At 62.1% G+C, this 19119-nt stretch carries 16 protein-coding genes and 1 pseudogene; 9 read left to right on the top strand and 8 right to left on the bottom strand.

Features of this window, described 5'->3' with window-relative positions:
* Positions 1 to 74: 74 nt before the first annotated feature.
* The 4 genes and pseudogenes from THSYN_RS01325 (at position 75) to THSYN_RS01310 (ending at position 3601) form a co-directional block, all read left to right on the top strand.
* Complete coding sequence (locus THSYN_RS01325) at positions 75 to 551, top strand: type II toxin-antitoxin system VapC family toxin (RefSeq protein WP_100917544.1); 477 nt, start codon at positions 75 to 77, stop codon at positions 549 to 551.
* Positions 552 to 554: 3 nt separating this feature from the next.
* Positions 555 to 770 (top strand): hypothetical protein, encoded by a 216-nt coding sequence (locus tag THSYN_RS01320; RefSeq protein ID WP_100917543.1) that lies wholly within the window; start codon positions 555 to 557, stop codon positions 768 to 770.
* 226 nt (positions 771 to 996) lie between these two features.
* A pseudogene (locus THSYN_RS37125) lies at positions 997 to 1245 on the top strand (lysozyme inhibitor LprI family protein); the annotation flags it as partial.
* Positions 1246 to 1924: 679 nt separating this feature from the next.
* On the top strand, positions 1925 to 3601 hold the full coding sequence (locus tag THSYN_RS01310; protein ID WP_100917541.1) for a DUF6399 domain-containing protein: 1677 nt from the start codon (positions 1925 to 1927) through the stop codon (positions 3599 to 3601).
* A 555-nt stretch (positions 3602 to 4156) separates the two neighbouring features.
* Here the strand turns inward: THSYN_RS01310 and THSYN_RS01305 are convergent.
* A complete protein-coding gene (locus THSYN_RS01305) occupies positions 4157 to 5104 on the bottom strand; it encodes a hypothetical protein (RefSeq protein ID WP_100917540.1) in 948 nt (315 codons plus the stop codon).
* Between the two features lie 587 nt (positions 5105 to 5691).
* Complete coding sequence (locus tag THSYN_RS33310; RefSeq protein WP_157817388.1) at positions 5692 to 6213, bottom strand: hypothetical protein; 522 nt, start codon at positions 6211 to 6213, stop codon at positions 5692 to 5694.
* 1146 nt (positions 6214 to 7359) lie between these two features.
* On the opposite strand from THSYN_RS33310, the gene THSYN_RS01290 reads away from it, so the two are divergent.
* Positions 7360 to 8130: an AAA family ATPase gene (locus THSYN_RS01290; RefSeq protein ID WP_100917538.1), complete on the top strand. Its 771-nt coding sequence runs from the start codon at positions 7360 to 7362 to the stop codon at positions 8128 to 8130.
* The gene (locus THSYN_RS01285) at positions 8123 to 8653 is read left to right on the top strand and encodes a hypothetical protein (protein WP_100917537.1); all 531 of its coding nucleotides are present in this window, start codon (positions 8123 to 8125) and stop codon (positions 8651 to 8653) included. The genes THSYN_RS01290 and THSYN_RS01285 overlap by 8 nt, the downstream gene beginning before the upstream one ends.
* Before the next feature lie 508 nt (positions 8654 to 9161).
* Here THSYN_RS01285 and THSYN_RS01280 read toward each other — a convergent pair.
* Together THSYN_RS01280 and THSYN_RS01275 are read right to left on the bottom strand one after the other, a co-directional pair.
* Positions 9162 to 9446, bottom strand: a complete 285-nt coding sequence (locus tag THSYN_RS01280) for a helix-turn-helix domain-containing protein (protein ID WP_100917536.1) — start codon at positions 9444 to 9446, stop codon at positions 9162 to 9164.
* Complete coding sequence (locus tag THSYN_RS01275) at positions 9433 to 9753, bottom strand: type II toxin-antitoxin system RelE/ParE family toxin (protein ID WP_100917535.1); 321 nt, start codon at positions 9751 to 9753, stop codon at positions 9433 to 9435. Before THSYN_RS01275 ends, THSYN_RS01280 begins: the two co-directional genes overlap by 14 nt.
* A 29-nt stretch (positions 9754 to 9782) precedes the next feature.
* On the opposite strand from THSYN_RS01275, the gene THSYN_RS35140 reads away from it, so the two are divergent.
* Both THSYN_RS35140 and THSYN_RS35135 read left to right on the top strand, forming a co-directional pair.
* Positions 9783 to 10181, top strand: coding sequence for an ATP-binding cassette domain-containing protein (locus tag THSYN_RS35140; protein ID WP_216644660.1), 399 nt, complete (start codon positions 9783 to 9785; stop codon positions 10179 to 10181).
* Entirely contained in the window at positions 10118 to 10486 is a 369-nt protein-coding gene (locus THSYN_RS35135; protein WP_216644659.1) for an AAA family ATPase, read from the top strand. Before THSYN_RS35140 ends, THSYN_RS35135 begins: the two co-directional genes overlap by 64 nt.
* A gap of 544 nt (positions 10487 to 11030) precedes the next feature.
* On the opposite strand, the gene lon is transcribed toward THSYN_RS35135, so the two are convergent.
* A complete protein-coding gene (lon, locus tag THSYN_RS01265; protein ID WP_100917534.1) occupies positions 11031 to 13430 on the bottom strand; it encodes an endopeptidase La in 2400 nt (799 codons plus the stop codon).
* A gap of 657 nt (positions 13431 to 14087) precedes the next feature.
* Between lon and THSYN_RS01260 the strand changes: the two genes are divergently transcribed.
* The gene (locus THSYN_RS01260; RefSeq protein ID WP_236848908.1) at positions 14088 to 15548 is read left to right on the top strand and encodes a hypothetical protein; all 1461 of its coding nucleotides are present in this window, start codon (positions 14088 to 14090) and stop codon (positions 15546 to 15548) included.
* Positions 15549 to 15563: 15 nt separating this feature from the next.
* Here THSYN_RS01260 and THSYN_RS01255 read toward each other — a convergent pair whose 3' ends face one another.
* From THSYN_RS01255 to THSYN_RS01245, 3 genes are all read right to left on the bottom strand, one after another.
* Entirely contained in the window at positions 15564 to 16652 is a 1089-nt protein-coding gene (locus tag THSYN_RS01255) for a sulfotransferase (RefSeq protein WP_100917532.1), read from the bottom strand.
* Between the two features lie 462 nt (positions 16653 to 17114).
* The gene (locus tag THSYN_RS01250) at positions 17115 to 18272 is read right to left on the bottom strand and encodes an IS91 family transposase (protein ID WP_100917452.1); all 1158 of its coding nucleotides are present in this window, start codon (positions 18270 to 18272) and stop codon (positions 17115 to 17117) included.
* On the bottom strand, positions 18265 to 19113 hold the full coding sequence (locus THSYN_RS01245; protein ID WP_100917453.1) for a tyrosine-type recombinase/integrase: 849 nt from the start codon (positions 19111 to 19113) through the stop codon (positions 18265 to 18267). The genes THSYN_RS01250 and THSYN_RS01245 overlap by 8 nt, the downstream gene beginning before the upstream one ends.
* Positions 19114 to 19119 lie beyond the last annotated feature (6 nt).

The following is a 19119-nucleotide window of genomic DNA, read 5'->3' as shown; positions in this document are numbered from 1 at the left end:
GCGGACGCTCGATCAAGCCAAGGGGTTAGGTATACTGTCCCCGGAACCCCGCCGGAACCCCGAGCAACCGCGACATGTCCAAACCCAAGGTCTACATTGAAACCTCAGTGATCAGCTACCTGACCGCGCGCCCGAGTAACGACCTCCGGACGGCGGCAAACCAGGTTGCGACGACGGACTGGTGGGATGGTCGGCGCAATCAGTTCGAGGTCTTCGTTTCATCCTTCGTCGTTGCCGAGGCGAGCAAAGGGCACCCAGAAGCCGCAACGCGTCGGCTCGACGCGATTGCGCGCATTCCCAAGCTGGAAGCAACCGAGGAGGTCAGAGCGCTCGGTCTCGCCCTCGTCGCCGAGGGCGCGCTCCCCAGTCAGGCCGAGATCGACGCCTATCACATTGCCATTGCTGCGGTAAACGCCGTCGACTATCTGCTGACATGGAACTGCTCACATATTGCCAATGCCAGCTTACGCTCGAAGATCGAAACCGTTTGCCGTTCGCACGGGGTCGAGCCGCCAATCATCTGCACCCCAACCGAGTTAATGGAGGACTAACCGATGTGGCAAGACCCCATCGTCGTCGAAACCCGTGCCCTGCGCGAAGCCTACGCGGCAGAATTCGGACACGATCCCAATGCGATCTTCGACGACATCCTTAAGCGTCAGGCGCAGTCTGGGGAGAAGCTGTTCCGGTTTCCGCCACGCAAACCCAGAACAGAGGCTGGGCAGAAATCTGGTGCAGACTACTGTTTTAGGGCTTCCCAGAGCAAATAACCAGGAGAAAATCATAGTTCGGGTCTGGAGAGCGGGTGACGGTGTGAAGAGGCTCGGACATCAGTGCGAGACGGGGATGATACTAGATAAAGTTGTAAGCCCAAGCCGGACATGACGAACAGCGTCCCGCGGAGTTAGTCTTCACCATGATAAGTGTTTGGTGTTAGGTCTGGCGCCGCGGAATCGCAGTGAGCCTATCGTGTTTTTCCATGAACCGGAGCCATCCATGAATCGCTCGTTACCTGCCATCGCCGGATCATTACTTGTTTGCATCGCGGGCAAGGTTCATGCCGCCGGTCCAAGCTTCGACTGCGCCAAAGCCACTCAAACGGTAGAGCGACTTATCTGTAAAGACGCCGACCTTGCGACACTCGACCGACAAATGGCCGATCTGTATGCCTCGTTGCGGAACAGCATTCCAAAAGATCGGCGTCAGAACCTCAAGGCTGAGCAAATCGCCTGGCTGAGAGTCCGCAACGACTGCGGCTCACGCCGTGACACGCGCCGCTGCGTGGCAGATGCGTTCACTAGCCGGATAGGCGAGCTCACTTCGACCGCCACGGGGAGCAACTCACGCCCCAAGTCAAGCGTGAGGCGGTCAGGACCGATTACTGAAAAAGATTTCAATAACCCTTTATCGCTGCTTGGCATAGAAGAAGATGCTGAAACGGAAGCGAAAGCTACCAATGGAGCCGCGGAACAGGATTCGAGCTATAATGAGGGTTATACCGAAGTACCGAATACAGCATTTGGCGATCTCACTGGGGACGGCATTAATGATGGGGCAGCAATAATAGTAAACAATACAGGAGGATCGGGGAGATTCACGTATTTGGTTGCTTTAATCGCAGGCAACAAAGGGACGTTGGGTCATTATCTTGGGGATCGAACAGAAATACAGTCATTAGCAATAAGCGGAGGAAAAATAGTGGTGACCGCGTTGGGCCTTGATCATAAATCCGCCCAAGACCAAGCACTGAACTCGGTCATCGGTGTCGGGGAGGTTGGCAGGACCTCCGAATTTTCATACCCTTGGAAGTGCAAACTAACCCGGGGTAGTCAACAATGTCCGAAGGTCCTGCCGCCACTGACTTTAGCCCAGATGCCAGGCATTCGCCACCCGGCCGTGCCTGGCCGGCGCGCGGCGGTGCACGGTGAAGCACTGCACCCGCTTGGAGCGGGCGGAGCAATGCGGGCGCGCCGCTGGCCAGTTGGCGCAGGGACACCCGCTGCGGCAGGTGGCGGCGGAGTTGGGGGTGGCGCGCAGCACGTTGCGCGGCTGGCGCGCGGCGGCGCCGTTGGCGGGGTTGCCGGTGGAGGTGGCGGCGTGCCTGGCGACCCCGGCGGGGGCGCAGTGGCTGCACCAACTGGTCGTGGTGATGCATCTGATCATCACCCTGCGGGCCGGCGCCGGGGTGCGGATGGTGTGTGAGTTCCTGGAGCTGAGCGGCTTGTCGGCGCTCGTCGGGGCCTCCTATGGCAGCCAGTATGCGCTGACGGTGCAGGTGCAGGAGGCCGTGGCCAAACAGGCGCAGGAACAGCGGGTCGCCCTCGCTGTCGGCATGCCGCCGCAGGAGTTGACGGTCGCTGAGGATGAAACCTTTCACCCCGACGTCTGCCTGGTCGCCATTGAGCCGGTGTCGAATTTCATTCTGCTGGAACAGTACGCGCCCGATCGCACGGCGGCGACCTGGACGCAGGCCCTGGAGACGGCGCTGGCGGGGATGCCGGTGACCGTCATCCAAGGCACCAGTGATGAAGCCAAGGCGTTACGGCACCACCACGAGCAAGACCTCGGCGCCCAGCATTCCCCGGACCTGTTCCATGCTCAGTATGAGGTGTCCAAGGGGACCAGTCTGCACCTGGACCGCCAGGTCAGACAGGCCAGCGCCGCCGTCGCGGCGGCCCAGGCGCCGCTGGACGCGGCGCAGGCCGCGCAACGGGCGTATGACGCGCAAGTCCCTCATCCGCGCGGCCGACCACCGGCCTTCGCGGCCCGCAGCGACGCGGCCTTAACTGAACTGGTCGCGGCCGAAGCCGAGCAGACCCAGGCCCTGACACGCCAAACGCAAGCCCGTGAGCAGATCCGTGAACTGGGCCTGCTGTATCACCCGTACGACCTCGTGAGCGGACAGGTGCAATCCGTGGCGCAGGTCGCCGCCCGCTTCGCCGACGTCTGGGCACGCCTTGCACACCTCGCCGACGCGGCCGACTTGCCCGCACGCGCCCGCGCACACCTCGCCAAGGCGCAGCGCCTGACCGTGCCGTGGTTGGCCACCCTGGCGTTCTTCTGGGCGCGCGTCCAGACCCGGGTCGACGCCCTGGACCTGGCGCCCGACGTGGAGCAGGCGGTTCTGACCCAGTTGATTCCGGCCCTCTACCTGGCGCGGGTGGCGGGGCGCAGCAGCCACGCCGACACCCGCCATCGACTCACGGCGCTGAGCGCACAGTTGCTCGAACCCTTGCGCCAGCCGACGCATCCGCTGCAGGCCCTGGCGCCCACGCGCCGCGCACAGATCGAGGCGGTCGCCGGCGGTTGCGCCGATCTGTTCCAGCGCAGTAGCTCTTGTGTGGAAGGGCGCAACGGCCACCTGTCGCTTTATCATCACGGCAGTCACCGCCTCAGTGACCGCAAGCTGGCGGCCCTGACGGCCATGCACAACTATTATGTCCGCCGCCCCGATGGCACCACCGCCGCCGAACGCTTCTTCGGGCGGGCTCACCCGGCGCTGTTTGACCACGTGCTGGCGCACGTCGGTCTGCCGCCGCCAGCGCGGCGGCGGCGACCGCGACCGGTCACGCGCCCGGCGCTGACGCTGGTGGCGGCGTGACGGGGGTGGGCGGAGTTATGATCAAGGCCACCGCGTTGGTTGCTGGTCCTAATGATGGTCTAATCAATCCAACCGTTAAGAAAACTCTCACTTATACTTTCAAGAACGGAAATCTAGTTGCCAGCCAACGCTGGAAACCGAGACTGTAAGGGAAACTGGGGCGGGGAAAGTGGGGGGAAACTGGAGCCAGACAACGGATTCTCTCTATTGGCACGGGAAACCGTGGTCTGTCCCTGTTTACGCGTTGGCCTTGGAGCCGACGCCGGGGCCAGCGACGAAGAAGCCGGACGCACGACGCCGGGGGCAGACCTCGCAAGGGGCCACATGACCGGGGTGGGTTCACGAGGCGCGCGCTCGCTTTTGAGCTAGGTTAGGTGATCTTTCTTAGTTCATAATTAAGCCTAGCCCTTTTTCCTATTCCAACTCCCGCCTAGCTCCTTTTCGTTTCCAATGTTGGATCAATGAATCGGCCGAGGCGCACCGCCGCAGTTCGAGCTTCCTTGATGTCTTGGGAAAGTGCGTTAAAGAAATGGAGTCCTTGTTCCCCTTGATACTTCAATTTTCATCATTATCCCTAATATCCTCTTCGTCTTCCATTGAGTCGAAGAAAACATTCGGAGCACCGATGACCCCCATCAGTTCAAGACGGTTGCCTTTCTCCCCCAATTCTTCGTAATGTTCCTCGAGTTCTCCCATAACAAAAGCCTTAGCCGCATCGGATTGGAAGCAGTCAAGGTAGTCACTTGCGCGTTCTGGGTCGAAATCAAGCGGCGGAACTCCTCGCAGAAAATCGAGATATCTAGATGTGGATTTAGTGTTCATAAAGAATAAAAGAAGCTCTTTCCAGAGTACATCTTCGTGAGAAATATCAATCTCTCCAAGAAATACTGTCTCTGCTTTTGATCCTGAGCGTAGCTCATCGGTATAGAGGTTTGATGCTCTGGCACGCGTTTTCACAACGTCAAAAACGGCCTTGGAGATCTTTAGGACTGTCTTCCGCATAAATCGGCGATATCTGTCGTCATTTTGTCTACCCAGAAAAAGCACTTTGCGTTGAAGATCAATCGTAAGGTGTTTGCTCAAGAAGGCGCAAAGCGCTTCCACTTCTCTACTTGAGTCATAAACCGATGAGAGCATGAATCGCTCATATCTGAGGGATTTGTAGAACGTCCCTAGCAAATTGAGCAAATCATTATGTGGTGAGTCGAGGTTTACCGGAACATGCTTCTTAACTCGATTCAGAAGATCAAGATGGCTGTGCGTTATCAAAGACTTTTCCAGATCATCCTGATCGATTGAATCATTGTGCTCTAGCAGAATAACAGCGATTTTCAGAAGCCGCTCGAAACCAACGGACAAATTGTAAAGAACCTCAAAAACTTCGTCCGTATGATCTAGCTTCCGCATTTCATGAAATCGACGCATTCCATTGTAGATAAGGGTGCCGGAAACGGCAAGTTCTTCTCCGAGTTTGAAGTTCTTCCAGAACTGTGTTGGCTTCATCGCTTATTATTCCTGACATTGTAGAGCAACTTGCGCCACCTAACTTGAAGCCAAGGCAGCGTACGCTCGCTCTTTGATCGAAGGTTAGGCCATTTGCAGGATTCCTAATTGAGTTAGGCGCTTTTCTGTTCCCATTTTCGTTACCGCGCCAAGCTCTATTTTCTCTTGCCAGACCCCGGGCCGCCGCCACCAGAGACTATGCTTGTTACAACTTGCCCGTCAGTGATATATGTAATGGGCTTCTTCTTCTGAGCCCAAGCGCTACGCTTCGGTTGTATTGTGGAAGTGAATTTTGTTTTGTTTTGAGATTGTACAATTACTGCGGCTTCTTCTTCCGTGCAATGCCGCTTTTCCATAATGCGGGCTATTCTGTACCGCAGTATTCGGTCACCTTTGACTCGGGGAGGATGAGTGCGTCTCTTCTCGTCAAGCAGGGTCTCAGTGTTAGCCAAAGTGCTGTCTATAGCGTCCGCGGAAAAATCGGCGGATAGATCGGAGTTCGGCTGCCGGATTTCTCCCATCTTGGCCTACCTTATTTACTCAAATTATTCGGTGTTGCTATAGTCAAAACCTGACCCCATCCGTTTTCACTGCACAAACCAAAAGGGAGTGTCGATTGCTTTTTTCCACGTTGCCTCGAATCCTTCGACAAATTGCTTCCACTCGTCACTTGCTGCTTTTGAGATGTAAGTCACTTTCCCAGTCGCGTATGCGATCTTCAGTGGAATGTACCGCTCAAACCAGTCGATTAGGTCCCTGCGGCGGAAAGACTTTGGCATTGCACCTATCAATTCAGAAACCCGTGTTGTATTGCGGTAGGTCATGACGTGCGCCATTACTGAACAAGCATAGACATGAATGTCCTCGTTTGCACATGGTCCGAGTGCTCCGACGCGGCTCTTGAATTTTGAAAAACTGGTACGAGAGGCTAGCGCCATAGATGGCGTCTTGAGCGAACTTGCCGCTTTATTGGGACTCACCCAACCTGCTGCTGACCTTGCCTGTTTCGGAGAAACCGATTTTACTTGTTCAAATACGTGGGGTTTAGTTGGGATTCCTTCTACGGTCTCAAATACAAGGGGAGCTGCTCTTCTTGCATCGATTTCCATTTCCCGGCAACAGTTGTCAATGTACCGAAGACGATCTCTGTTGTGGTTGAGCTTTGTCATGAGGTTCTGGCTTGAGCCGCCAGCCGTAGAGTTTACCCCCAGGCGCTTGGTCCGGGTAGCGCCCGCCTTGCTCGATCCGCCAACCCGGCAGATCGCACCGCGTCAGGGTGTCGATGCTTCCGGCCTGCGCAAGCTGGTAGGCCGCCTTCCCCTGCGGAGTGTTCGCCCAGGCCGCCGCCGTCTCGTCCCGAGCCGCCGCGTACCCCTCCACCAAGCCCGAGGCCCGGCCGACGCGCTCAATGTATAGATCCCGAACCCCAGCGCGCACGCGATCAGCACCGCCAGAGCCAGGGACAGACCCACCCCCCAGCGCAGTTCTCGGGTGCCGGCCACCTGATCCGCGACCCGGTGAGCCGCCGTCGCCACCGCCGCGGCAAGGTCCGCCTTGGCTGCTTGCGCCGCCGCGGTCGCCGTAGCTTCCGCGGCCGCCTTGAACCCCGTCAAGGTGTCCTTGGCCGCCTGCGCGATCTTCGCCGGGAGCGGCTCTTGCTGCCCAGTGTTCCAGGGCCATCAAGACCAACCACAGGGCACCGTTGTTCTTCAGGCCGAGGGCATCCCGGACCTGGTACAGCCGTTGCCGTTCCGCGTCCGTTGGCTGTCTGGCAAGCAGTTTCGCGAAGCTGTCGTCAAGCTCACTCATGGGGTATTTGCGACAGCATCGTCTGGACTGGGGTTTGAAGTCAAGTGGCACAGAAGGCCGGGGGTGGCGTGGCGCCACCCTTTCCAGCAACTCCAAATCTGGGTGACCGCAGCCAGTATCGCGCCGGCCTCGGGGCCGATGTTGGATGCGCTACGCTTATCCACCCTACGAAACTCGTCGTTCAAGCGCTGAATAGGTCAGCCGCCGACAGCCGCGGGCCAGCAGTCCACTTGGGCAGGCCCTCGCCCTTCGTGCGACTATAACGGGGCCAGCGGTGGCCCCTGTCGCCGCGTTGCCATACCCCGCCGATTCATCGGATATCCTGACCATGCTGAGCCGCCTGTACGCCGACAACTTCCGCTGTCTGGTCAATTTCGAGTTGAGCCTGGGTACGCATCGAACGGGAAACCCTGCATCTCGACGGGCAGGCCCTGTTCGAGTTCGCGGTGGATGGGTCTGAGGCACGCGCCCGGCTGTTCCGGGACGACGGAAGCGCCGGCGGGGAGTACCTGTTCGACTGGTCTCGCTCCGGCGTTGGCGCGCTCCCCGAGCGCCCGGACAACACGCAACTCACCTGGTTTCGCCGTCGCCTCGGGAGCCTGCTGGTCGTGCGGCCGAACCCGATGCTGATCGGCGGCGAGACCCGCGAAGAGGTCACACGCCCGGACCCACGGCTCGGCAACTTCGCGTCCTGGTACCGCTGGCTGAGTCAGGAGCAACCCGGCGCGGTGATGGCCCTGAATACGGCGCTACGTGAGGTTCTGCCTGGCTTCGACGTGTTGCGCCTGCGCCAGTCGGGCGAGGCCAAACTCCTGGAGGCGACGATGCAGGGACCGGACGGCCGGCGGATGGCCTGGCGCCTTGGCGACCTCTCCGATGACGAGCGGGCCTTGATCGCACTCTATACGCTGATCCACTGCCTGCCGGACGACGGCGCCACCCTGTGCATTGATGAGCCCGAGAACTTCCTGGCGCTGCCGGAGATCGGCCCTTGGTTGGATCGCTTCGACGAGCGCTGCGCCGAGCCGCCTCAGCAAGGCATCCTGATCTCTCACCATCCCCGGCCGATCAACCTGCTCGCCCGCGACGCCGGGTATTGGATCGACCGCGACGGCCCGCTGGCACCGACGCGGGTACGCCGAATCGAACCGGGCACCGGCGCCGCGGGCGTGTCGATGGATCAATTGGTCGAGCGGGGGTGGGTCTTCGATGAGTAGACAGGTCCGCGCGGTCGTACTCTGCGAAGACCGGGCGCATTGGCACTTTGCCCGCGCCTTTCTGGTCGCTTGTGGTTGGAACGAACGGCAACTGGCCTCGGGCATCGCGCCGACCGCCAAAGGTGCGGCCGAGCAGTGGGTTCGCGACACGTTCCCAGGGGAATTACGCACCTACCGACGCAAGGCCAGTGAGCGTATCTGTCTCATCGTCATCATCGACGGCGATCGGCAGGGTGTCGAGACGCGCATCAAGGCTTTGGAAGCGGCTAACCAGCGCCAACCGACAGAGCATGTCGCGATCTTCGTACCATGCCGCAACATTGAGACCTGGGTCGGGTACCTGAGCGGCCTGCCGGTCGATGAAACCACGGCCTATAACCAATTGAAGAAAGGGCATTCCCGCGCCAAGCCTGCCGTAGTGCTTGCGGACCATTGCACCCAACACCGGCCGCTCGCGGATGCCCCGCCATCCCTGATTGCGGCCTGCACAGAGTGGGCACTGCGTCTCGCCGATCTTCGTTAGCATCGATTGCTTTCCTACCAACGCGAATACCGGGCGAATACCTGAGACAGAATACCTGGGACAGACCACGGTTTCCGAGCGGCAAAGGGCCGCAGGGGAAAAGAGGCCGGGCCAAACTGCGCCAAGGGGCGAGGCTCATCTCCCCGCACGGCCCCGTAAATGAGCCCGGCCCGATTTCCCCGTCTTCGACGATCCGGCCATCTCGATGGGCATTTCCGGGCGATTCCCACGGACCGGTTGCCGAGCATCGACCTCGCTCCACCGGACAGTATCCCACGGACGCCGGTCGATCCAAGCGTAGTGCGGCCTTGATCATCGTTCCGGCCAGCGGTGCGCTTCTGGAGTCCAAGGCTTCAGCCTTGGTCTTGCCCATCCAAGGCTGAAGCCTTGGACTCCGTCCGGGCGGCGGCCGGCACGATGATCAAGGCCCGTGGTGCGATAGGCTCTCGGGATCATCGCGCCGCGGTGCCGTCTCCTCCGAGCCACTGCCCGGGAATCGCGGGGGCCGTCAGGCCGCGGCCAATTCCCGCAGCACCTCGGGGTGCCGCTCGACCACCTTGAGCAGGGTCTTGGCGGCACCGCTCGGCTGGCGTCGACCTTGCTCCCACTCTTGCAGCGTGCGCACCGACACGCCCATGAGCGCGGCGAATTGCGCCTGCGACAGGCCGGATTGCCGACGGGTAGCGATGATCGGCGAATACACCACAGTCCCGAGGCCAGCGTTCATCTGGCGGATCGATTCCAGTAGCTTCTCTCCCAGTTCCTCGCCGGTCATGCTGTCATCGGTTGCCATATTGGATCGACTCTTGGATGGCCTTTAGCATATGCGCCGGGATATCCCCGCGCACCGCCTTGGCGTAGATCACCAGCAGGTAAATCACGCCGCTTTCCAGCCGGTTGAAATATATCACCCTGACTCCCCCGCGCTTGCCAGTACCCGCGCGTGCCCAGCGGACCTTGCGGCAACCGCCGGAGCCGGGAATCGGGTCTCCAGCGTGCGGGCTTGCCGCAAGCCAGGCGCAGAACTCGCCGCGCTCGTCCTCGGACCAGATATCCCTAGCGTCCGCGCCAAAGATCGGAGTCTCGACGATGGTGTACATGGGACATATGATACGTCTTTGACGGAGCGGTGCAAACTGCGCCTGCGGCTGGTGTCCATTGCCGCGCCGACAACTTCCGCTGTCTGGTCAATTTCGAGTTGAGCCTGGGGCGGATCGTCCTGCTGCTGGGGCCGAACGGCGCCGGCAAGTCCACGCTCTTCGACCTGCTGGAGCGCCTGCGCCGCCTGGTGGTCGATGGGGCGCGCATCGACGACTGCTTCACTTCCGCGGACCTGACGGCCTGGGAAACGCGGTTCGAGCAGCGCTTCGAGCTCGACATGGTGCGGGACGACGCCCACGTCTTCCGTTATGCGCTGACGATCTCCCACGACCCGGACCGTCGCAGGGACCGGACGGCCGGCGGATGGCCTGGCGCCTTGGCGACCTCTCCGATGGCGAGCGGGCCTCGATCGCACTCTATACACTGATCCACTGCCTGCCGGACGGCGGTGCCACCCTCTGCATCGATGAGCCCGAGAACTTCCTGGCGCTGCCTGAGATCGGCCCTTGGTTGGATCGCTTCGACGAGCGCTGCGCCGAGCCACCCCAGCAGGGCATCCTGATCTCCCACCATCCCCGGCCGATCAACCGGCTCGCCCACGACGCCGGGTATTGGATCGACCGCGACGGCCCGCCGGCACCGACGCGGGTACGCCGAATCGCACCGGGCACCGGCGCCGCGGGCGTGTCGATGGATCACCTGGTCGAGCGGGGTTGGGTCTTCGATGAGTAGACAGGTCCGCGCGGTCGTACTCTGCGAAGACCGGGCGCATTGGCACTTTGCCCATCGAGACCTGGATCGGGTACCTGAGCGGCCTGCCAGTCGATGAAACCACGGCCTATAACCAAATGAAGAAAGGGCATTCCCGCGCCAAGCCTGCCGAAGTGCTTGCGGACCATTGCACGCAACACCGACCGCTCGCGGATGCCCCGCCATCCCTGATTGCGGCCTGCACAGAGTGGGCACTGCGTCTCGCCGATCTTCGTTAGCATCGCATGGACCCAGGCGCATCCGCGCCTTCTCCTAAGTTGAGGCGCACTCGCCGGCCGCGTCGCCTCTGCCTGGAGTCCAAGGCTTCAGCCTTGGCGCGCTCCAAGGCTGAAGCCTTGGACTCCAGGCGCTTGGGCTGGCTGCGGCACTCAACTTAACGGCAGCAACGCCGGAGCGTGGTCCCCAGAGGACGGTATCATTGATCTTGTTCAGAGCCGACATTGCGCGGCGCAGTCCTACGGCACTCGCGCCGAACTCCGCGCGCAATGCGGGCTAGCAATGCGGGCTAGGCTTTGAAGAGAAGCGGTACCACATCCTCGAAGCGTGAGGCGAAATGGATCAGGAACCCCTTGCGGATGTGCTCCGGGACCTCTTCGTATTCGCCGCGGTTGTCCTCCGGCAGAATGATCTCCTTGAATCCGGCGCGCCGCGCGGCGATGAGCTTTTCGCGCACTCCGCCGATGGGGAAGACCTCGCCGGTGAGGGTGATCTCACCGGTCATCGCGATGCGCCGCACCGGCAGGTTGCGGGCCAGCGAGAGGATTGCGGAGGCCATGGTGATGCCGGCGGAGGGGCCGTCCTTGGGGGTGGCCCCGGCGGGGACGTGCAGATGGATGAAGGCCTTGTCGAAATAGCCGGGTTCGGCGTTGTATTGGCGGGCGTGGCTGGTGAGATAGCTGTAGGCGATCTCGGCGGACTCCTTCATGACGTCGCCCAACTGGCCGGTGAGCTTGATGCCGCGGCCCTGCTCGTGGGCGCGCACCGCCTCGATGGAGAGGGTGGCCCCGCCCATGGCGGTCCAGGCGAGTCCGGTCACGACCCCGGGGCCGGAGAGTTTGCGCTCGTCGCGAAACACCGGGCTGCCCAGGTAGCCCTTGAGATCCGTCTCGCCGACGGTAATGGGCGTCTGGGCCCCCTCCAGCATCCGCACCGCGACCTTGCGCACGATCTTGCCGAGTTGCTTCTCCAGCCGCCGCACGCCCGCGTCCCGGGCATAGCCGTCGATGAGTGCGCGCAGGGTGGTAGTGTCCAGCCGGATGGTGCCCTTGGGCAGGCCGGCGCGATCGATCTGGCGGGGCAGCAGGTATTTCCTGGCGATCTGGAGCTTTTCCTCGGCGATATAGCCGGCGAGCGTAATGAGTTCCATACGGTCCAGGAGCGGTCCGGGGATGCTGTCGGTCGTGTTGGCAGTGCAGACGAACAGGACCTTGGACAGGTCGAAGCGCAGGTCGAGATAATGGTCGAGAAAGTCCGAATTCTGCTCCGGGTCCAGGACCTCCAGCAGGGCCGAGGCCGGATCGCCGTGGTAGGAGGCGCCGATCTTGTCGATCTCATCGAGCATGATCACCGGATTGGCGGTGCCTGCGTCTTTGATGGCCTGGAGGAACTTGCCGGGCATGGCGCCGATATAGGTACGGCGGTGGCCCTTGATCTCCGCCTCGTCGCGGATACCGCCCACGGAGAAGCGGTAGAAGCGCCGACCCAAGGCGTCGGCGATCGAGCGCCCGATGGAGGTCTTGCCCACCCCGGGCGGGCCGACCAATAGAATGATTGAGCCGGCGATCTCGCCCTTGTGGATGCCCACGGCCAGGAACTCCAGCATCCGTTCCTTCACGTCCTTGAGGCCATAGTGGTCGCGGTCCAGGATGCGGCGGGCGCGCTTGAGATCGAGCTTGTCCTGGGAGTGCTGGCCCCAGGGCAGGAGCGTGATCCAGTCCAGATAGTTGCGGGTGACCGAGTATTCGGGCGAGCCGGTCTCCAGCATCCCCATCTTCTCCATCTCCTCGTCCACCCGCTTCTGCGCCTCCGCGGTCAGGGTGAGCGTGGTGAGGCGCGCCTTGAACTTGTCCAGTTCGGCGGTGCGGTCGTCCTTGGCGATCCCCAACTCCTTCTGGATCGCCTTGAGTTGCTCCTTCAGCATGAACTCGCGCTGCTGCGTCTGCATCCGCTCTTCCACCGAGCGGCGGATCTTCTGCTGCGCCTTGGCCAGTTCCAGCTCATTATTGAGCAGCACCAGGACCTTCTCCATGCGCGGCAGGAGTTGCACCTCCTCCAGGACCTCCTGCAACTGTTCGCGCTTGGAGGTGGTGAGGCTGGCGGCGAAGTCCGCGAGGTGAGAGGGGTCATCCGGGCCGAAGCGGTCCAGGAACATGCGCAACTCTTCCACATACAGCGGGTTGAGCGGCAGCAGTTCCTTGATGGTGTTGATCACCGCCATGGCATAGGCGCGAACCTGGTCGTCCGGCGCCCCGGCCGGCTCCGGCAGGTAGGACACCCGGGCATTGAAGGGGACCTTGTCGTGGACCCAGCCGTCGATGTGGAAGCGCTGCAGGCACTCCACCAGGACCTGCAGGTGGCCTTCCTGGCGGTGTACGCGGTGCACCCGGCAGGCGGTGCCGACCGGGTAGAAGTCCCCGGGGCCGGCGTCCTCGGAGGTCTCGCTCTTGACCAGGACCACGCCCAGGATCTTGTGCTCGGTCTCACCGACCGCGTGCAGGGTGGTCGACCAGTGCTCGGCGGCCATCATCAAGGGGACTGCCTGGCCGGGAAAGAAGGGCCGGGAGGCGACCGGCAACAGATGGATCTGGCCGGGCAGCATGTCATTGGCCCGCGCCAGTTGGATGACGCCGCTGCCTTCGTCCTGAGCGTCTTCGCTCGCCAAATCCACAGTCTCCGTGTCAACCATTCGTGTCTCCCGGCCTGGTGAATACCCCGTTACCTTTGCGCGATGTCAGGCCTAGGCGCGCGTTTTGCAACCGTCATCCCGCCGGGTCCACGACCATCGGGAATCGACGGCCTTGGCTGGACGCCGGCTTGGTCGCTGAGGTCGGCTGTCTGGGCGCATGGGACGCCCAGCCAGGCCAGCGGCGGGGTCGGCGCGGGTGAATCTTCGCGGTGGGCGCTCGCCCGCCACGACCGGGACCGTCCGTCCCGAAGCGCGCGTCCGGTGCCGCCCCGGACTGATCAGCCGCGGGTGCGATCGCGACGGAATGCGACTCAGGTACGAGAGCACCCCTTGAACGCCGCGGGAGCCGGCGCGCCGACTACTTTGCCCGTTTCGGCGCCGCCCAGTGCTGGTGTTATCATTGTGCGCCCGGCAGGGCGGACAGCAGTCTCTCGAGTCGAAAGCACGGCTATTGATTCACTTCTATATTTGCGTGCTTGCCGGTATGCCTGGTGGCTTGCAATACTAACTTTCACATGGTCTTATCCCCGGCGTGGGAGCCAACGAGCGGGCAGTGGTTTCACTGGCTACGGCATTGTTGGGATGCCCCGGGCGGAGTGCAACATGGTTTCGGTCTGTCAGCAGTCTGTGGAGCGCGCGACTCGCGCCTTGGGTGCGGTGTTGCTGGCCAGTGCGGTCGGGGCGGGCGTCGCCGCTTGGCTGTCGGCGGGTGACGGTCTGGTGCTTGCGCCTGACCAATGGGGGACGATTGCGCAGCGATTGGAGGCGGTCGCCTGGCTCGTCTTGGTGGCATTCGCGATGGCCGTAAGCATGTCCGGGTTGGCGCACCTGCGCGGCCGCCACGAGAGCATCGTCGTCGATGCGCGGATTTGGGCGGCGGCCATCCTGATTCTTTGGTATGCCGCATTCAATTTGTTGCTGCCGACGAAGTTCGGCGACGAGAACGCAAACCAGAACGCGATTAACGGTATCGTCAACGGCGACTGGAGTTTCACGCAAGTCCTGGCCGTTATCCCCGGCTACCATTGGGCGGTGGCACAGGCGAGCAAAGCCTGGGGGCCGAGCCTGCTCTACACGCGCACGCTGACGTGCCTTCTCAGCGTCGCCATGCTGTGGGTCTACTATGCCCTGGCGCAACGCTACAAGCCCGAACAGTCCGATCATGCAGTGATCGCGCTGGCGTTACTGCCGATCATCTTTCCCTACAGCGCGGCGGCGTATACCGATGTACCCTCGGTGGCTTTGGTGCTGGCGGGGCTCTTGGCGCTGAGTCGGCGGCATTTTGTTTGGTCCGCCCTGATGGTCCTGTTGTCCTGTTACCTGCGGCAGTCGAACCTGGTATGGTTGGGACTGTTCCCGGCTATCGCCGCGTGGCAATTGTGGCAGGAGATGCGCGCCGGCCCGATTGAAGACCGGCTCTCCGCGCGGGATTTTCTCGTTCACATAATAGTCGCGCGGTTATACCCATTCTTTGTTGCCGCGGCATTCTTCCTCGCTAGCTTTTTCCTCGTTTCCCATAGTCTGATCTGGGGCCATGTACCCGCCAACCGGCCGCGCCCCAATCTGGGTAACCTGTTCGCAATCACGTTCTACGCCCTGTTGCTCTGGGCGCCGATCTGGTTGCCGCGGGCGGGTGCCGATTTGTCGTGGCTTGGACGATGGGCTGTGCGCCATGTTGCGCCGGCCTTGGTCGCGGTCGTCGGGGCGCTCGGGGTTGGGGCGGCACTGTTCTTCGGCTATGACAATTTCCATCCCTGGAATCAGTCGTTTGGTTTCCTGACCAACATCCCTTTGGTATTCATGCAGGAGTTCGTGTGGGCGCGCGTCCTGGGCATCGTGGCGGTGTGGTGGGCGGTGCTGGCGTTTGGGCGGATTTGGTGGGAACAATCCCATCGCGTGGAACTGCTGCTGGTGCTGGGCTTTTTCATCATCTTCATGCTGCCCCATGCGCTCGTAGACCCGCGTTACTATATGGTACCCCTCGCCCTGATCAATCTATTCTGGGTCTATCCGGCCGAGCGCACGCGGGCGCTGCTGTTCTGGTGGGCGGCACTGTCGGTGTTCATCGGCGGGGCGATGATCCTGGGGCATTGGCGGTATCTCACCATCAGTTGGTGAGCAAGATCAGGCGGATCAGGCGCGCGCCTCCCGCGTTCCCGTGTGATCAAAAAAGGCTGCCATCTTCCGGTCGCACTCGCGCTCGATCTCCCGATACCATTCGATTGGTGCATAACCACGCCACCTTTCGGTTATCGTACCGTGGTTCAGCGTGCTCAAGGTCTGCAGGTCCGGCATCTCGATCTCGAGATTGTTGCCGATTTCGGACATCGTGTCGAAAAACCTGGTGCAGAGGTCCTCATAGGCGACCGAGATATCACCGAAACAAGCGCCGAAACTATACGATAAGCGCCATAACATATAATGAACCGCGTAAGGGTGCCCGGCATCAACAGGATCAAGAAACGGGAAGACTGTTCTTAGATCGCGCGCCCACTCTAGCGTGTAAAATAAATTCAGGTCACTTCCTTCCGTACACTGATAGTCCAGTGGCACCGGCGCAGTGCGGGACTGCACTGACATCCATTGCTCTCGGGGGTCTCGATACAAATGCAGAATCTTCGCCTGCGGGAACTGTGCTCTCAGCCAGGGTAGGCGGAAATCAATCCGGTTGAACTGCAGCACTGCACGACCTTGGGCGTTGTCGATCAGGGTGCGAATATACGAGAAAAGCCGTGAGTCGGCATTCCAGGTGTCCATGTAAAGCGCATCGAATGCCCAATCCTTGCTGAAGATTCCATCCAGCCCGGACAGGCCGGCGTATTCCTTCGCATAGTCGTCCACTCCCACATGTGTCGGGTCGATCCCTTGGTCCCCGGCCCGCTGAAGGAACCACCGACGCTCATTCAGGGGCTCATAGTAAGCAGTGCATTGCGGAATATTGCGAAAGATCTGCCATAGAAACGTAGAGCCTGAGCGAAAACGTGCGGTCACAAAGATTGGAGCGGGTCCGGTAGTTTGACAGCGACGGCCGCATCCTCCGAGCGCGTTCCGGTATCGCTCGGGGACGCTCAGCAAACCGACGTCGGCACGAAATGCCGGATCTCTGGAGGCGACAATCGGGCCCCACGCCCGCCACAGTCGCCGCCGGACATAGCTAGACTCCAACAGGCTGTCAACCGCCCCGTGAAACAGTCGCCGAACGACTCCCCCGGTTAGCGCCATTACGTGCTCCTCTGAGCCGCCTGGTATGCGCGGTCTACTTTGCCGGCTTAGTCTTCAACTGGCAGCCGGGGTGTGACGGTACATGTGTTAGCGTATAATCCTAACGAATAAGCGTTTATCCGTCGTGCGCGCCCAACTGACCCCGAGTCGGAGCGCGACGCCGCGCGCGCACGACGGATAAACGTTTGTTGGACTAATCCGCTCCTGGCACGACGCCTGCTGCGGCCGCGGTCCTCTTTAAGAGAGGGAATTGTATCCCTGAGGCCGGGGCGCCGGTCGGTCCCGGACCACGTTGCAGCACCCGGATGCCGCTCGGTGCGGCACCAAGCGGGCCTCCGCAGGGCTCCGCGGGGCTGGACAACGGGCTATTGAGGACGAAGTGTAGCCCATTTCCCGGATGTTGGGCGAGCGCGAACGCAGGCCGCGGGCGGCCTGTCCCGGACGGCCGGCGGGCGCTGAGGCTTAGCAGGTGGCGGGCATCAGCGAAACCCCCTGACCACGCCGTAGCGGGGCCAGGTGCGCGGTGACGTGCAAGCGCCCAGTGCGGCACTTGGGACAGGGATAGCCGTCAAAGGGCGCCGTCGCCGCCGGTGCCGTGGCGGGTTCCGGCGTCGGCGGCGGGGCCGCCAGCGCCGCACGGATCAGCGCCAGACAGCGCGCCCGGCAGCGGTTGGCCAGGAAACCGAAATGACGAACGCGCATGAACCCTTTGGGTAAGACGTGCAGCAGGAAGCGCCGGATCAGTTCCTCGCCGGTCAGGGTCATGACCTTGTTGCGACTGCCGTCGCGGTAGTCCTTGTAGCGGACGTCCACCGTGTCGTCCTCTTCATCGAAGGCCAGCAGCCGCCGGTCCGACAGGGCGATGCGATGGCTGTAGCGGCCCAAGTACTCGATCACGGTGTCGGTGCGCGCCAGACAAGGCTTGGAATAGACCACCCACTCGGGCTGCATCAGGGCGTTGAGGACGCGGTCAACCTCCGCGGCCGTGAGGCGCGACAGTCGCCCGTCTTTGAAGGCCCGGCGCAACCGGCTGACCAAACCGCCGCGGAAGTGCCGCGACAGCGCCCGCACCGGGAACAGATAGGTACTCTTGGCCGGATGCCAGGTCCCGTCGGCGCCAAAGGCCCCGCCCGGCACCAGACAGTGCAGGTGGACATGGCGTACCAGCGTCTGCCCCCAGGTGTGCAGCATCGCCGTCATCCCCAACTGCCCGTCCAGGCGCTTGGGGTCCTCAGCGAAGGCGGACAGGGTCGCCCACACCGTCTCGAACAGCAAGGCGTAGATCACCTCGGGGTGGACCTCGACCCAGCCGTTGAGGGTGTCGGGTAGCGTGAAGACCAGATGGTGATAGGTCACCGGCAGCACCGCCGCACGCTGGCGTTCGACCCATTCCTCGGAGGCCCGGCGTTGGCAGCGCGGGCAATGGCGATCACGGCAGGCGTGATAGAGGAAGGGGCAATCCCCACACTGGTCGCATTCCAGGGCGAAGCCGCCCAGCGCGGCGGTACGACAGTCCAGGATGTGATGACAGACCTGCCATTGGTGCGGGCTCAACGGGTGATGTTCGGCATAACCGGACAGGCACGCCGCCATGACCGCTTGCAGGGAGGTATTAGCCATGGCCGGCCTCCAATTGGGCAAGCAGGTCCAGGGTCCCTTCGCCCTCGCTGGCACTGGGCAGCCAATGCACATAGCGCAGGGTGGTCTGGATGCTGCGGTGGCCCATCAACCGTTGCAGGCGCTCCACCGACAACCCGCCCGCCAATTGATGGGTGGCGTAGGCGTGGCGCAGCCCATGGATCCCGCCGACCGTGGTTACGCCGGCCTGGCGCTTGGCGTCGGTGAAGGCCTTCTGCAAGCCGGTCGGCGACAGCGGCGTCCCGGCGCGCCCGGCGAACAGCCAATCCGCTGGCCGATAGAGGCGCCAATAGTCCCGCAACGCCTCCAGCAGGGTCGGTGAGAGTGGGACCAGGCGGTCCTTCGCCCCCTTGCCCTGGGTGATCCGCAGCAGTCGGCGCTCGCCGTCGATGTCCTGCACCCGCAGGGCCAGGACTTCGCTCAGGCGCAGTCCGCAGCCATAGCAGACCGTCAACATCATGCGGTAACGCGGATTGTCGCAGGCGGCCAGGATGGCGGCGACCGCGCCGCGGGTGAGCAGCTCCGGGATGCGCTGCGGGCGCTTGGGTAAGGTGACCTCCAGGTCGACCGTCGGCCAGCCGAGCACCCGCAGATAGAAGAAGCGGATGCCGTTGTACATCAGCCGCACGCTGGCCGGGGCCAAACTGCGCTGCACCACCAGATGCTCGAAGTAGCGCGTGAGATCGGCGTGCTCCAGGGTGTCCGGGGAGCGCCGGGTGAATTTGGCGAGGTCACGCACCGCGTCGAGATAGCTTTCGTGGGTGCGCGGCGAGAAGCCATGCATCTGCATGGCCGTGATCATCTGCTGACGCAGGGGTGTCATCGTCTG

It is taken from the genome of Candidatus Thiodictyon syntrophicum, from assembly GCF_002813775.1.
Classification (GTDB): Bacteria; Pseudomonadota; Gammaproteobacteria; order Chromatiales; family Chromatiaceae; genus Thiodictyon; species Thiodictyon syntrophicum.
This window is presented reverse-complemented; position numbering and strand designations above follow the sequence as displayed.

Coding starts and splice junctions, on each gene's coding strand:
- THSYN_RS01325 (WP_100917544.1), top strand. CDS start 75: ATGTCCAAACCCAAGGTCTACATTGAAACCTCAGTGATCAGCTACCTG.
- THSYN_RS01320 (WP_100917543.1), top strand. CDS start 555: ATGTGGCAAGACCCCATCGTCGTCGAAACCCGTGCCCTGCGCGAAGCC.
- THSYN_RS01305 (WP_100917540.1), bottom strand. CDS start 5,104: ATGAAGCCAACACAGTTCTGGAAGAACTTCAAACTCGGAGAAGAACTT.
- THSYN_RS33310 (WP_157817388.1), bottom strand. CDS start 6,213: ATGGAAATCGATGCAAGAAGAGCAGCTCCCCTTGTATTTGAGACCGTA.
- THSYN_RS01285 (WP_100917537.1), top strand. CDS start 8,123: ATGAGTAGACAGGTCCGCGCGGTCGTACTCTGCGAAGACCGGGCGCAT.
- THSYN_RS01280 (WP_100917536.1), bottom strand. CDS start 9,446: ATGGCAACCGATGACAGCATGACCGGCGAGGAACTGGGAGAGAAGCTA.
- THSYN_RS01275 (WP_100917535.1), bottom strand. CDS start 9,753: ATGTACACCATCGTCGAGACTCCGATCTTTGGCGCGGACGCTAGGGAT.
- THSYN_RS35135 (WP_216644659.1), top strand. CDS start 10,118: ATGGCCTGGCGCCTTGGCGACCTCTCCGATGGCGAGCGGGCCTCGATC.
- lon (WP_100917534.1), bottom strand. CDS start 13,430: ATGGTTGACACGGAGACTGTGGATTTGGCGAGCGAAGACGCTCAGGAC.
- THSYN_RS01255 (WP_100917532.1), bottom strand. CDS start 16,652: ATGGCGCTAACCGGGGGAGTCGTTCGGCGACTGTTTCACGGGGCGGTT.
- THSYN_RS01250 (WP_100917452.1), bottom strand. CDS start 18,272: ATGGCTAATACCTCCCTGCAAGCGGTCATGGCGGCGTGCCTGTCCGGT.
- THSYN_RS01245 (WP_100917453.1), bottom strand. CDS start 19,113: ATGACACCCCTGCGTCAGCAGATGATCACGGCCATGCAGATGCATGGC.